Origin of the sequence: Spirillospora sp. NPDC029432, assembly GCF_040703975.1 — a bacterium.
Classification (GTDB): Bacteria; Actinomycetota; Actinomycetes; order Streptosporangiales; family Streptosporangiaceae; genus Spirillospora.
Genome location: NZ_JBEZWH010000119.1, coordinates 1 through 13,557, shown reverse-complemented (window position 1 = coordinate 13,557; position 13,557 = coordinate 1). Strand labels below are relative to the sequence as shown.

At 75.4% G+C, this 13,557-nt stretch carries 15 protein-coding genes; 7 read left to right on the top strand and 8 right to left on the bottom strand.

Annotated features, from left to right (window positions below):
* Positions 1–34: 34 nt before the first annotated feature.
* The gene (locus tag AB0881_RS40685) at positions 35–391 is read left to right on the top strand and encodes a hypothetical protein (RefSeq protein WP_366626156.1); all 357 of its coding nucleotides are present in this window, start codon (positions 35–37) and stop codon (positions 389–391) included.
* Between the two features lie 294 nt (positions 392–685).
* A complete protein-coding gene (locus AB0881_RS40680) occupies positions 686–1,468 on the top strand; it encodes an oxygenase MpaB family protein (protein ID WP_366626154.1) in 783 nt (260 codons plus the stop codon).
* A gap of 90 nt (positions 1,469–1,558) precedes the next feature.
* Here AB0881_RS40680 and mshC read toward each other — a convergent pair whose 3' ends face one another.
* The 7 genes from mshC to AB0881_RS40645 form a co-directional block, all read right to left on the bottom strand.
* Entirely contained in the window at positions 1,559–2,788 is a 1,230-nt protein-coding gene (gene mshC / locus AB0881_RS40675; protein ID WP_366626152.1) for a cysteine--1-D-myo-inosityl 2-amino-2-deoxy-alpha-D-glucopyranoside ligase, read from the bottom strand.
* Positions 2,789–2,881: 93 nt separating this feature from the next.
* A complete protein-coding gene (locus AB0881_RS40670; RefSeq protein ID WP_366626150.1) occupies positions 2,882–3,826 on the bottom strand; it encodes an ABC transporter permease in 945 nt (314 codons plus the stop codon).
* 6 nt (positions 3,827–3,832) lie between these two features.
* On the bottom strand, positions 3,833–4,903 hold the full coding sequence (locus tag AB0881_RS40665; protein ID WP_366626148.1) for an ABC transporter permease: 1,071 nt from the start codon (positions 4,901–4,903) through the stop codon (positions 3,833–3,835).
* Between the two features lie 161 nt (positions 4,904–5,064).
* A complete protein-coding gene (locus AB0881_RS40660; protein ID WP_366626146.1) occupies positions 5,065–5,865 on the bottom strand; it encodes an NRDE family protein in 801 nt (266 codons plus the stop codon).
* A gap of 63 nt (positions 5,866–5,928) precedes the next feature.
* Positions 5,929–6,699, bottom strand: coding sequence for an SCO1664 family protein (locus tag AB0881_RS40655; RefSeq protein ID WP_366626144.1), 771 nt, complete (start codon positions 6,697–6,699; stop codon positions 5,929–5,931).
* Positions 6,700–6,829: 130 nt separating this feature from the next.
* A complete protein-coding gene (locus AB0881_RS40650) occupies positions 6,830–7,378 on the bottom strand; it encodes a DUF3090 domain-containing protein (protein ID WP_366626143.1) in 549 nt (182 codons plus the stop codon).
* A 9-nt stretch (positions 7,379–7,387) separates the two neighbouring features.
* Positions 7,388–8,098, bottom strand: coding sequence for a histidine phosphatase family protein (locus AB0881_RS40645; protein ID WP_366626141.1), 711 nt, complete (start codon positions 8,096–8,098; stop codon positions 7,388–7,390).
* Positions 8,099–8,194: 96 nt separating this feature from the next.
* Between AB0881_RS40645 and corA the strand changes: the two genes are divergently transcribed.
* Positions 8,195–9,196, top strand: a complete 1,002-nt coding sequence (gene corA / locus AB0881_RS40640; RefSeq protein WP_366626139.1) for a magnesium/cobalt transporter CorA — start codon at positions 8,195–8,197, stop codon at positions 9,194–9,196.
* On the top strand, positions 9,193–9,420 hold the full coding sequence (locus tag AB0881_RS40635) for a hypothetical protein (RefSeq protein ID WP_366626137.1): 228 nt from the start codon (positions 9,193–9,195) through the stop codon (positions 9,418–9,420). Before corA ends, AB0881_RS40635 begins: the two co-directional genes overlap by 4 nt.
* Here AB0881_RS40635 and AB0881_RS40630 read toward each other — a convergent pair.
* Positions 9,378–10,073, bottom strand: coding sequence for a hypothetical protein (locus AB0881_RS40630; protein ID WP_366626136.1), 696 nt, complete (start codon positions 10,071–10,073; stop codon positions 9,378–9,380). The two genes, AB0881_RS40635 and AB0881_RS40630, sit on opposite strands and share 43 nt — an antisense overlap.
* A 67-nt stretch (positions 10,074–10,140) precedes the next feature.
* Between AB0881_RS40630 and AB0881_RS40625 the strand changes: the two genes are divergently transcribed.
* From AB0881_RS40625 to AB0881_RS40615, 3 genes are all read left to right on the top strand, one after another.
* Entirely contained in the window at positions 10,141–11,094 is a 954-nt protein-coding gene (locus AB0881_RS40625) for an aldo/keto reductase (RefSeq protein ID WP_366626134.1), read from the top strand.
* Positions 11,095–11,126: 32 nt separating this feature from the next.
* Entirely contained in the window at positions 11,127–12,968 is a 1,842-nt protein-coding gene (locus AB0881_RS40620; protein WP_366626132.1) for a helix-hairpin-helix domain-containing protein, read from the top strand.
* A 161-nt stretch (positions 12,969–13,129) separates the two neighbouring features.
* Positions 13,130–13,513, top strand: coding sequence for a hypothetical protein (locus tag AB0881_RS40615; RefSeq protein WP_366626130.1), 384 nt, complete (start codon positions 13,130–13,132; stop codon positions 13,511–13,513).
* Positions 13,514–13,557: the final 44 nt, after the last annotated feature.

Sequence of the window (13,557 nt, the reverse complement as noted above, 5' to 3'; positions counted from 1 at the left end):
GGGTGTGGTCCGTCGGGTAATTGTAGTTCATCATGTGCCCGTACTGGGCGTTGTCGTCGTCGGTGAACTCCTCGAACTTCGCCGCGCCCCCCCGGCCCCCACCGGCGGGACGGGCGGTGGCGGCGACGATCCGGCGGGCGGCGGCGGGCGGCCGGACCCGGCGCCCGTGGTGCTCGGCTCCCCCGACCCGCAGCGCTACTGCGACGCGAGCGGCGACTTCACCGCGGACTTCCGGTCGGGCGAGTGGTACTGCAAGCCCGAGGGCGTCGGCGTCGACACGCACATCACGATGACGCAGGTCTGCCGGTCGCAGTACGCGCCCGACGCCGAGGCCCGGCTCGGCGGCAGCGCGGGCACGCCCGGGGACTGGGACTGCTACGTCCTGAAGTGACGCCTTGCCCGCCGGGGCTTGTTGGCAATTGGCCAAGAAGTCTTGTGACGGGACGGACCGTGCGGAAGTATGCACTTACCGCATGCCCTCGGCGGAAGGATCACCGTGCCGCCCGTGCCCCCCGTGTCCCCCGACCCCTCCGTTACCCCCGAGCCCGCCGCGTCCCCCGACTCCATTGGGCCCTCGGACTCGCCTGCGCCCTCCGGCCACTCAGTGTCCACTGCGGCCCCCGCGGCCTCTGTGTCCGCCGCGACCTCTGTGGCCTCTGCACCGGACCGCTCCGTTCTCCGCCTGGTGGCCGCCGAGCCCGCCGTCATGCTGGGCGCCGGCCGCGCGCTGCTGCTCCAGGTCGCCCACCCCAAGGTCGCCCAGGGCGTCGCCGACCACAGCGACCTGCGCAACCGGCCCCTCGACCGGCTGTTCGGCACCCTCGACTTCCTGATGATCGTGACGTTCGGCACCGAGGAGGAGGCCGCGCGGATGGGCCGCGCGATCCGCCGCATGCACGAGCGGATCACCGGCCCCGGATACTCCGGCAACGATCCCGACCTCCAGGTCTGGGTGAACGCCACCCTGATCGACGCCGCCCTTTTCGTCTACGAGCGGGTGCTCGGCTCCCCCAGCGGCGATCGCGCCGCCGCCTACATCGACCAGGCCCGGTACGTGGCGGACGTGCTCGGCTGCCCGCCCGGGGCCCAGCCCGAGGACATCGACGCGTTCCGCCGCTACATGGACGGCATGATCGGGTCGCTGGAGGTCACCGACGCGGGCCGCGAGGTCATGCGCGAGGTGCTGTGGGCGCGCAAGCTGCGCTGGATGGCGCCCGCCCTGTGGCTCAACCGGTTCGTCACCACCGGCCTGCTGCCCGAGCGGATCAGGGACCAGTACGGGCTGCCCTGGAGCGAGCGCAAGGACCGCGTCCTGTGGGGCCTGCTGAGGTTCCACGCGTTCTTCTACCGGCTCGTCCCGCGGCGGCTGCGGCAGATCGGCATCCCGGTGATGCTGTGGGCCTCGCGGCGCCGGGTCGCCCGCCGGGCGCGCAAGTACGCGGCCCAGCAGTCGGCGACCCCCGCCTGACGCCCCGGCAGGCGCCGCAACCGGCCCAAGCCGCCCGGGCCACCCGGCCGTCCTGGCGACCGGGCGCCGCGGAGTCCAGCGGGCTGCGGGCTAGAGGAGGACGCCGAGAAGCGCGTCGGTCAGCGCGCGGATCTGGTCGGGCGCGGCGGTGTCGTCCCCCGGCTCGGCGGCCCAGCGGTCGATCGCCTCCAGGGCGGCCGGCGCGTCCAGGTCCTCGGCCAGGTGCCCGCGCACCGCGGCGGCCACCGGCGCGGCGGCCGGGCCGGCCGGGCGCGCGGCGGCGGCGCGCCAGCGCTCCAGCCGGGCGGTCGCGGCCTCCAGGTCGGCGGCGGTCCACTCCCAGTCCGACCGGTAGTGGTGGGCCAGCAGCGCCAGCCGGATCGCCATCGGGTCGGCGCCGCCGCGCCGCAGCCGGGAGACGAAGACCAGGTTGCCCCGCGACTTCGACATCTTCTCGCCGTCCAGCCCGACCATGCCCGCGTGCACGTACGCGCGGGCGTGCGGGTACTCCCCGGTGGCGGCGTGGGCGTGCGAGGCGCCCATCTCGTGGTGCGGAAACGCCAGGTCCGAACCGCCGCCCTCGACGTCGAACCCCATCCCCAGGTACTCGATCGAGATCGCCGAGCACTCCACGTGCCAGCCGGGGCGGCCGGTGCCGAACGGCGACTCCCAGCCCGGCTCGCCGGGCCGCTGCGCCATCCAGACCAGCGCGTCCAGGGGGTCCTTCTTGCCCGCCCGGTCGGGGTCGCCGCCGCGCTCGGCGAACAGCGGCGCCATCTCCGCGCGGCTCAGCCGGCTCACCTCGCCGAACGCCGGGTCGGCGGAGACCGGGAAGTACAGGTCGTCGCCCACCTCGTAGGTGGCGCCGCGGGCGCGCAGCTTCTCCACCATCCGCACGATCAGCGGGATCGCCTCCACCGCGCCGATGTACTGGTCGGGCGGCAGGATCCGCAGCGCGGTCATGTCCTCCCGGAACAGCTCGATCTCGCGGTCGGCCAGCTCGCGCCAGTCCTCGCCGGTCTGCTGGGCACGTTCCAGCAGCGGGTCGTCGACGTCGGTGGCGTTCTGGACGTAGTGGACGGTGTGCCCCAGATCCCGCCACACCCGGTTGACCAGGTCGAACGCGAGGTAGGTGTTGGCGTGACCCAGATGCGTGGCGTCGTAGGGGGTGATGCCGCACACGTACATGCGGGCGGTCTCGCCCGGCTCGGTGGGGCGAAGCGAACCCGTCCCGGTGTCGTGCAGGCGCAGCCGCCCGCCCGGGGCGGGCAGACCTGCGGCGGAGAGGCTGGGCACTTGGGGAACGGGCCACGATCGCATACCGGAAAGCTTATCCATGCCCCGTTCGTCCCCCTACGCCGAGATCACCGAGATCGGCCGGCGGAACGGGCCGGGGCGGGCCCGGCCGCCGGCTCAGGCCGGGCGGACGCGCGGGTCCAGCAGCGCGTAGCCGAGGTCGACGGCCAGGTTCGCCGCGATCACGAACAGGGTGACGGTCAGCGTCACCCCGATGATCACCGGGCTGTCGCCCACCGCGATCGACTGGTGGACCAGCTGGCCCACCCCCTGCAGCCCGAAGACCTTCTCGGTGACGATCGTCGAGCCCATCAGCATCCCCACGTCCACGCCGAACTGGGTCAGCACCGGCGCCATCGCGGCCCGCAGCCCGTGCCGGTAGACGACCCGCCGCTCCGGCAGCCCCTTGGAACGCGCCGTGCGGATGTAGTCCTCCTCCAGCACGTCCAGCATCGACCCCCGGGTGAGCCGGGCGTACGCGGCCGTCAGCAGCAGCGCCAGCGAGATCCACGGCAGCACCATCCGGCGCCAGAAGTGCTCCTGCATCGGCGGGCCCGCCTCGAAGTGCGGCAGCCCGGCCTGCGCGGGCCACGACGACAGCAGGAGCAGCAGCGCCAGCGCCATCACGAACGCCGGCATCGACATCCCCAGCAGCACCAGGACGGTCGTGGCGCGGTCCCACAGGCCGCGCGCCCGGGTGGCGGTCAGCGCCCCGGCCGCCACCCCGCCGGCCAGCCACAGCACGGCGGCGCCGGCCACCAGCACCAGCGTGGTCGGCAGCCGGTCGGCGATCAGGCCCGCGACCGCGCCGCCGTTGACGTAGGAGTCGCCGAGGTCGCCGCGCGCCAGCCGCAGCAGGAACTCCGCGTACTGCACCGGCAGCGGGCGGTCCAGCCCCAGGTTGGCGCGGATCAGGGCGAGCGTCTCCGCGCCGGCGCGCGGGCCGCCGATGACGCGCTCGACCGGCGCGGGCGACAGGTGCAGGAACGCGAACACCAGCGTCGACACCAGCCACAGCACCAGGACGGCGTGGAGCAGCCGCCGGACCAGCAGTGCCGCCATCGGCGGTCACCTCCCCCGGTCGGCCCGCGGCACCCGGGCGCGGCCGCCGCCGCCCGGGCCGCCGAGCGCGGCGCGGATGCCGTCCCCCAGCAGGTTGAACGCCAGCGTGGTGAGCAGCAGCAGGGAGCCCGGCACCGCCAGCGTCCACCAGGCCGTCTGGAACACCTCACCGCCCTCGCCGAGCATGGAGCCCCAGCTCGGCATCGGCGGCCGCACCCCCGCGCCCAGGAACGACAGCGTCGCCTCGAACATCATCGCCGTCGGGACCAGCAGCGAGGCCAGCACCGTCACCTGCGCCGCCAGGTTGGGCAGCACGTCCACGAACATGATCCGGGTGCGGCTCGCGCCGAGCGCCCGCGCCGCCTCCACGAACGGCTTCTCCTTCAGCGACAGCACCTGCCCGCGCACCACCCGGCCCAGCGCGGCGAACGAGAAGAACGCGATCACCAGCACGGTCATCGCCAGCCCGGCCCCGGCCGAGGAGATCTGGAACGTGGTGGCCAGCGTGATCGCCACCAGCAGGTACGGCAGCGCGAGCGTGAGGTCCATCAGCCGGGCCAGCACCGCGTCCACCGCCCCGCCCGCGAAGCCGGCGACCAGGCCCGCGGTGACGCCCGCCACCGCGGCCAGCGCCGCCGAGCCGATCCCGACCAGCAGCGAGATCCGCCCCCCGTACGCGGCGCGGACCAGCACGTCCCGGCCGAGCTGGTCGGCGCCCAGCCAGAACTCCGCGCCCGGCCCCACCGGCTGCCCCGACGGGCCGAGCCCGGTGCGCGGGAACGTGGCGTCATAGGGGTGCCCGGTCAGCGATTCCCACAGCGGCGCCAGGAGCGCGAACAGCCCCACCACCGCCAGCACCGCCAGCGACGCCACCGCGGCGCGGTCGCGGCGGAACCGCCGCCAGGCGCGGCGCGCGGGGACGTATTCCGGCCGCTCCGGCCCTTCCCGTCGTTCCCGCCGCTCTCGCCCGCCGGGCCGTTCTCGGGGCTCCTCGTCGGCCGGCCCCGCCTCGGCGCCCTCCCCGGTGCCGGTCCCCGCACCGGCGCCGGCCGCGCCCTTCGGCTCGGTGAACGTCATCGCGGCGCCCCCCGCGGCCGGCTGCCTGCCATGCGCAACTCCCCTCGTCCCGCCGCTGACCGGCCCCGTCCGGACGCCCAAAGATCGCACGAGGTAGTCAAGGTAGCACTCAGGGTGAGACAAGGAGGGGTGCCCGCGCAAGAGGCCCCCGGCCGCCGCGTTCAGACCACGCGGGTCCATCCGCCGGCGGCTCCCGGGGCGCCCGCGTCCCCCGCGTCGTCCGTGCCGCCCACGGCGCGGAAGTCGTAGCGCAGGCCGTCGGCCGACAGGGCGATCAGGGAGACCGAGGTGGTGCCCCAGACCCGGCCGTCGCCGATCTCGACGAGCGGCAGCAGCGACGCCGGATCGGCGCGGGGCAGCCCGCCGCCCTCGGCCAGCGGCAGCCACTCGCCCCAGGCCTCCCGCGCGGTACGGGCGTCCGGGCGCGGCTCGGGGCGCGCGGCGCCGGCGAACAGCGGCCGGAAGTGCCCCAGCCGCGCGATCATGTGCAGGTCCTCGGTCTCGCCGGCCCGCTGCCCCTCCCCCTCCAGCCCGCTGTTGAGGACCATGTGCAGGCCCGGCCCCAGCTCCCGCTCGGCCAGCTCGGCGCCGTCCCAGTGCCACAGCCGCACCGTGCCGGGCTCGGCGCCGATCAGCAGGAACGGGTCGAAGCGCGGCAGGTCGATCCGGCCGAGCTTGCCGTCGGCGGCGACCCGCAGCGGCAGCTCGCCGCGCGAGAGGCGGGCGTCCTCGGGCGCCATCGGGCCGCGGGCGTTCAGGACGGTCGCGGCTCGCGGCGCGACCGGGTCGGCGGCCAGCCAGGTGCCCCCGGCCCGCCGGTCGCGCCCGCCGACCAGGCGCGGGCGGTCCGGCCAGTGCCGGGCGGGCGGGTCCCAGGAGCGCGCGGTGAACTCGTCGCGCACGCCCACGAGGATGACGGGGACCGGGGAGGAGGGGTCGACGCTGACGATCGCCGTACACATGGCCCCTATTTGAGCACCATGCCGGAAATGCCCGCCCCACCGGGGTCCGCTACATCCGCTCCGCTACATCGGGGGCCAGGGGATCGCGGGCCAGTCCTCCGGCGGGTACGGGTGGATGCGGTGCTTGAGCATCAGGTCCACCCGGCGCCGGGTCGCGTCCACCTCGTCGCGCGTCAGCAGCGCCTCCAGCCGCTCCCGCAGCGGCCCCGACCGCAGGTCCGCCTCGACCCGGCCGAGCGCCTCGACGGCCTCGCCGGTGAGCTTCTTGCCGCGCCACTGCCACAGCACCGTGCGCAGCTTGTACTCCACCGAGAAGCACACGCCGTGGTCGCAGCCGTACACGTGCCCGTCCCCCGGCGGCAGCAGGTGCCCGATCTTGCGGTCGGCGTTGTTGACGACCGCGTCGAACACCGCCATCCGGCGGATCGCCGCGTCGTCCGAGCGCGACAGCGCCACCAGGTCCACGTCCGGATCGGGCTCCACCCACAACTGCACCATGCCGGGCCCGTACGGGCCGTCGCGGTGCACCGTGGGCGGCACCACGTCCAGCCCCATCGCCTTCGACACCTCGTACGCCGCCACCTCGCGCTCGGCGAGCGTCCCGTCGGGGAAGTCCCACAGCGGGCGCTCCCCCGCGACCGGCTTGTACACGCAGGCGGCGCTCAGCCCGTCCAGCTCGATCGCGCAGTACAGCGTGGCGTTGGACGCCTGGACCAGCCGCCCCTCCACCGCCAGGCGCCCGCGCGCCAGCAGCGCCTCCGCCCCCTCGGTGTCGCGGGGCGACACGCCGCGCCCGTCGCCGGCGGGGGAACGATCCCGGGAGGACTGCGTCATGCGTTCATTCTTCCGTCCGTCCCGTCCATGATCCAGCACACCCGATCCGCCCCGTGTCGTTCCGCCGCCACTGAACGGTTCGTGGCCGTTCGCAGCCGTTCGCGGCCGTTCCCAGACGTCCTAGTCGTTCCTACCCGAGATACCCGTTCTGCCGGGGGCAGACGTGCCCCTCGGTGTCCAGCGGCAGCCCGCACAGCGGGCACGGCGGCCGGCCCGCCGCCACCACCTTCAGCGCCCGCTCCGCGAACGCCCTGGCCTGCGCGGCGGTGATCCGCACCCGCAGCACCACGATCGCCGGGTCGTCCTCGCCGACCTCGGCGTCGTCGTCGCCCTCGGTGACCTCCTGCGCCTCGATGACGACGTGCTCGTCCTCGGGGTCCCAGGCCAGCGCCATCGTGCCGACCTTGAACTCCTCCTCCACCGGCTGGTCGAGCGGCCCGTCGTCGCGCAGCTCGGCCGGGGTCGCCGCCGGCACCGGCGCGTCGCCGCCGCTGCGGCGCAGCACCTCGTCCAGCAGCTCCTCCAGCCGCTCGGCCAGCAGGGTCACCTGGAACTTCTCCAGCCCCACGCTGGTGACCCGGCGGCCCGACCGGGCCTGCAGGTAGAAGGCGCGGTCACCGGGCCGCCCCACGGCCCCGGCGACGAACCTTTCCGGCAGTTCATAGGAGATGACGGGCATGACTCGACCCTACGCGCCGCCGCCCACCGCCGCGTCACCGTCTCCCCCGTCTCCACCGCCGTCCTCGCCGGGCGGCGGGGGCAGCAGATCCGCGACATCGCCGCCGGTGTCGTTCAGCCGCACCAGGAACGGCCGCAGCTCGGTGTAGCGGATCACCGTCAGCGACGCGGGCGCGGCCTGGATCCGCTGGAACTGGTCCAGGTGCAGGCCCATCGCGTCGGCCACGATCGCCTTGATGATGTCGCCGTGGCTGCACACCGCGTAGGTGGCGCCGGGGCCGTGCTCGGCGGCGATCCGCGCGTTCCAGTCGCGCACGGCGCTCACCGCGCGGTGCTGCGCGTCCGCCATCGCCTCACCGTCCTCGCCGGGGAAGCGGGCCGCGCTGGGGTGGGCCTGCACGACCTTCCACAGCGGCTCCTCGGCCAGCTCCTTGAGCGGGCGGCCGGTCCAGTCGCCGTAGTGGACCTCGCCGAACCGCTCGTCCAGCTCGATCTTCTCGACCGGGGTGCCGTGCGCCCGCACGACGGCCTCGGCGGTCTGCACGCAGCGGTCCAGCGGGCTGGAGACCACGGCGGCCAGCGGGACGGGGGCCAGCCGGGCGGCCAGGTCCCGCGCCTGGGCGCGGCCCCGCTCGTCCAGGCCCAGCCCGGGCGTCCACCCGGCGAGCAGCGGGCCGGTCATCGCGGTGAGGCCGTGCCGCACCAGCAGAAGCGTCGTCACGCCAGGCACTCTACGAGATCATCACGGGCCGCGATCCCGGCCCGCCGGCCGGCCGGGGTTCCCCGGGCGCCGCCCGATGCGCCAGGATGGCCTCCTGTGATCGTCGACAAGGCCATCTACGCCCGGGGCGTGCGGCGCGACATCGAGGGCGACATCAGCGACGCCTTCGACGCGGCGCGCGCCGAGACCGCGCGGGCCGCCGGCGGCGGCGGGGCCGACGGCTGCTTCGTGTGGATCGGCCTGCACGAGCCGACCCCGGACGAGTTCGCCCTCGTCCGCGACGAGCTGGGGCTGCACCCGCTGGCCGCCGAGGACGCCGTCTCCGCCCACCAGCGCCCCAAGCTCGAACGCTACGGCGACACGCTCTTCGTCGTGCTGAAGACGCTGGTCTACAAGGACGCCACCTCCGACATCGAGGTCGGCGAGATCATGCTGTTCCTCGGCGACGGCTTCGTGGTGACCGTCCGGCACGGCGAGGGCAACCCGCTCAAGCCGGTCCGCGACCGGCTCGAGGGCGACGCCGAGCTGCTCGCGCACGGGCCCGCCGGGGTGCTGTACGCGGTGTGCGACGAGGTCGTCGACCACTACGGCGTGGTGACCCGCGAGGTGGAGCTCGACATCATCGAGCTGGAGCGCGCCGTGTTCCGGACCGGCCCCGCCGACGTCACCGCCGACATCTACTCCCTCAAGCGGGAGGTGCTGGAGTTCCGCACCGCGCAGGACCCGCTGATCCCGGTGCTGCAGGAGATCGTCCGCGGGCGGGTGCCCGAGTTCCGGGGCGCGCAGGAGTACTTCCGCGACGTCCTGGACCACCTGCTGCGCGTGGACGCCCAGGTGGACGCGCACAACGAGCTGCTCAACAGCGTGCTGACCGCACACCTGGCGCTGATGGGCAAGCAGCAGAACGAGGACATGCGCAAGATCTCCGCGTGGGCGGCCGTCATCGCGGTACCGACCATGATCGCGGGCCTGTACGGGATGAACTTCGACTACATGCCCGAGCTGCGCTGGCTGTACGGGTACCCGACCGTGATGCTGGTGATGGTGACCGTATGCGTCATCGTCTACCTCCGGCTCCGCAAGAGCGGGTGGCTGTGAAGGGGCCGGAGGGGCCGGGGCGGCCGCCGCGCAGGCGGCACAAGGTCTGGCCGGCCACCGTGATCACGCTGGTGCTGCTGTGGATCCTGCTGATCTTCCTGCTCGTGCACAACGGGCCCCGGCTGCCGCGCTGGCCCGCCTCGGCCGCGCCCGCGCCCGTCCCCGTTCAGGGCTCTCCCGGTCAGGGCTTCGCGACGCCGTCCGCGTCCGGTCCGGGGTCCTGACCGGCGCCGGCGGCGGGGCCCTCGCGGGGCACGGTGTACGCGGACCGGTCGGGACGCGGCGCCGAGGCCAGCAGCGCCGCCCACAGATGCGACTCGGCACCCCGCGACTCCAGGCGCCGCCGCACGGACTCGATCCGGCCGCCGGTGGGCAGCGTCAGCCACAGCAGCAGCGGCTGGCCCAGCACGAACCCGGCCAGGTACACCAGCTCGCTGCGGAAGGCGATGGCCAGCACCAGTCCGAGCAGGATCACGCCCTCGGCCAGCGCGTACCGGACCATGAGGGCCTGCCGGAAGTGCCCCAGGGACTCGGCGGCGGCCGCCCGGGGCGCCCGGCCCGGGCTCATCGGGGGCGGGGTGCGGGGGCCGGCGGCCGCGACCGCCGCGGCTACTGCGGCCAGGGCCAGGCAGCACCAGGGCACCGCGCCGGCGTGCGCCTCCCCGCGGACGATCAGCGGGGTGATGGCCAGGATGAGCACCGGCGCGGCCACCAGGACCAGCACGAGGCGCCGCAGCTGCCCGATGACCGACCCGTCCCGGACCGAGGCGGCGAAGCCGGGGTCCCGCTCGCGGCCCGCGCCGAAGAGCGGCTCGACGGACGTCCCGTCGTCGGGGCCGGGCCCCGGCGAGTACATCGAGAACTGCGGTGGCGCCATGGCTGGGCACTCTAACCCGCGGCACCCCGGCGGGTCACCAGGTCGCGGTCCCGCTACTGTTCCGACCATGGAAGAGCGTCACCTCGGGCGAAGCGGGCTCGTGGTGTCCCGGCTGGGCCTGGGCACCATGACCTGGGGGCACGACACCGAGCCCGAAGAGGCGGCCGCGCAGCTGACGGCGTTCGTCGAGGCCGGGGGCACCCTGATCGACACCGCCGACGTCTACAGCGACGGCCTGAGCGAGCGGATCCTCGGCCACCTGCTGCGCGAGACCGTCGACCGGGACGCCGTCGTCGTCGCCACCAAGGCCGCCATCCGGCCCAACGGCCGCTACGACGCGTCCCGGCGGCACCTTCTGGGCGCGCTGGACGCCTCCCTGGACCGGATGGGGCTGGAGTACGTCGACCTGTGGCAGCTGCACGCCTACGACCCGGGCACTCCCCTTGAGGAGACGCTGTCGGCGCTGGACGAGGCGGTCGTGTCGGGCCGCACCCGCTACGTCGGGGTGTCCAACTACGCCGGCTGGCAGATCGCCAAGGCGGGGGCGTGGCAGCGCGCCTGGCCCGGCCGCGAGCCGATCATCTCCGCCCAGCTGGAGTACTCGCTGCTGCGCCGCGACATCGAGCGGGAGGCGGTGCCCGCGGCGCTGGACGCCGGCGCCGGGCTGCTGCCGTGGTCGCCGCTGGGCCGCGGGGTGCTGACCGGCAAGTACCGGACCGGGATCCCGGCGGGCTCGCGCGCCGCCGCACCGCATTTCGCCGACTTCGTCCAGCCGTACCTGGACGAGGAGTGCGCGCGGATCGTGGAGTCGGTGGTGACCGCGGCCGAGGGGCTGGGCGTGACGCCGCTCAGCGTGGCGCTCGCGTGGGTGCGCGACCGGCCCGGGGTGGCGGCGCCGATCGTCGGGGCGCGCACGGCGGCGCAGCTGGAGCAGGCGCTGCTGAGCGAGGGCCTCACGCTCCCGATGGAGATCCGGGCGGCGCTCGACGACGTTTCCGACATCGCGCCCGCATCCCCCTGACGGGCCCGTTCATCGACTACGATCCGGTCCCCGTGACCGACTCGCACTCCGACTCCCCCTCGGGGGCCGCTCCCGGTGCTCCCGCGGCCTCCGGCGCCCCCGTCGCCCCTGCCGTCCCCGGTACCCCGCCCGTATCCGACGAGCGGGCCGAGCGCGCCGCGCTCGCCGAGCTGTTCGCCGCGACGGGCGTGCCGGAGTCGCTGGCGGGCCGGGCGCTGGCCCGGCTCGGGCCGGGCGCGGCCGGGCGGCTGCGCGAGGACCCGTGGGGGCTGCTGCGCGTCCCGGGGGTGGCGCCGGCGCAGGCCGACCACTTCGCCCGCCGCGCGCTGGGCGACCAGGCCCGCCCGGACGATCCGCGGCGGGGCCGGGCGCTGGTCGTCCACCTGCTGACCGAGGCGGCGCGGCACGGCCACACGATCACGCCGCCGGCCGACGTGGTCGCCGCGCTGGAACGGCTGAACGTGCCCGACCCCCAGGGCGCGGTGGACGCCGCCTTGGCCGGGGCCGAGGTGATGGCGCTGGCCGAGGAGGCCGAGTTCGACGAGGCCGCCCTGGACGCGGAGGAGATGGACGAGATCCCCGAGCCCGAGGAGGTGCTCGGGCTGGCGCGCTGGGCGATGGCCGAGGAGGCGGCGGGCGAGGGGTTCCAGCGCCTCACCGCCACGGCCGCGCCGCTCCTGGACGACGCCGCGATCAAGACGCTGCGGTCGGGGCTGGCCGAGGACCGCTCGCTGGCGCTCACGGCGGCGCTGCGCACCGGCGTGAGCGTGCTGCGCGGGACGGCCGGCGACCTGGCCCGCGCGGCGGCGGGCATCGCCGCGGCCGCCGCCGGGCAGGGCGTGCGCGCCGCCGTCGTCACCCCGACCGCGAGGGCGGCGGCGGACCTGCTCGCGGACCTGGACGCCGAGCCCGCCTTCCTCGTCACCGGCCTGCACCCGCTGCTGGAGCCGCAGGAGGGCCTGGAGGTCGTCTTCGCGCGCGGGGAGCAGCGCCCCCTGGACCTCGACCTCGTGATCCTCACGGACGCGGCGCAGCTGGACGTGGAGCTGTGCGCGGTGCTGGTGGAGGCGTGCGCCGACGGCACGCACCTGGTGCTGTGCGGCGAGCCCGGCGCGCTGCCGCCCGCCGGCCCCGGCCGGGCGCTGGACGATCTGGAGGCGTCGGAGACCGTGCCGGTGGTCGAGCTGGAGCCCGGCCCGCCCGGCGACCCGCTCGCGGCGCTCACCGCCGCCGTGCGCGGCGGCGAGCTGGCGGCCGTGGAGGCGCCCGGCAAGGAGGTCGTGATCGTCCCGGCGGCGGCCGCCGAGGAGGCCGTGCACCGGGCCGTCCAGCTGGTCACCGACTCGATCCCGCGCGCGCTGGGGATCCCCGTGGAGGACGTCCAGGTGCTGGCGCCGGCCGCCGCGGCCACCGCGGCGCTCAACACCGCGCTCAAGGCCCGGCTCAACCCCGGCCCCGGCAAGTACGCCGGGTTCGACCCGGGCGACCGCGTGCTGGTCGCGGCGCCGCTGCCGCAGGCGGCGGTGGGCGAGACCGGCACCGTCACCGGCGCGGGCGCCGAAGGGCTGCACGTGGAGTTCGCGGGCGGCGCGGCGGTCGTGCCGCCGGCGCTGGCGTCCCGGCTGCGGCACGGCTGGGCCGCCACGGTGGCGCTGGGCCGGGGCGCGCGGCGGCCGGCCGTGGTGGCGGTGCTGCCGCCCGACGGCGGCGACGACACCGCGGCGCTGTCGCGGCCGCTGGTGGCCACCGCCTTCGGGCTGGCCCGCCGGCATCTGTCGGTCGTCCAGGCGGCCGGGCCGGCCCTGGCCCAGGCCGTCCGCGAGCGCCAGGCGCCGCCCCGCCGCACCCGCCTGGCCAGGCTCGTCGTCCTCTGAACGGGCGGGGCTGACGGTGCCCGCAACACGGGCGTGAACGCCTGTGTCGAGGTTTGGCGGGATGCTCCCGAGGCAGAAATGCACCGAACGTCGTTCTTGTGGCGAGACCCGCGTCTCACCTAGGCTTATTGGCGGTTCGTCAATAGTGTCGGAGGAGTGAGATGCCCCAGCAGCGCCTGAAGCGACTCGGTTCGGCCACGGCGGTCTCGGCGGGCGGAGCGCTGGTCCTGGTCGCCCTCAGCGCGCCGCCGGCGGCCGCCGCGGGGCGGGCCGCCGCGCCCTGCCCCAAGGGCACCGACCCGGCCAGCACCATCGACAACTGGAAGTGCCAGCTCGACAACATCCGCGAGGGCCTGGAGCCGAAGAAGCCCGCGACCCCGGCGCCCTCCCCCACCAAGACGGCCAAGCCGCCGAAGAAGGAGACGGGCTCCAAGCCCGCGCCGTCCAAGCGCAGGCCCAAGGCCCCCGAGCGGAACGGCCGCGGGAACGGTCCTCCAAGGTCGACCGGTAGGACCAGGTCACCTGCCCGGCGAGGCTTCGAGTGATCTTGAAGTCCTGGTGCGCCCGGCCGCCCGCGTCGCGGACCAGC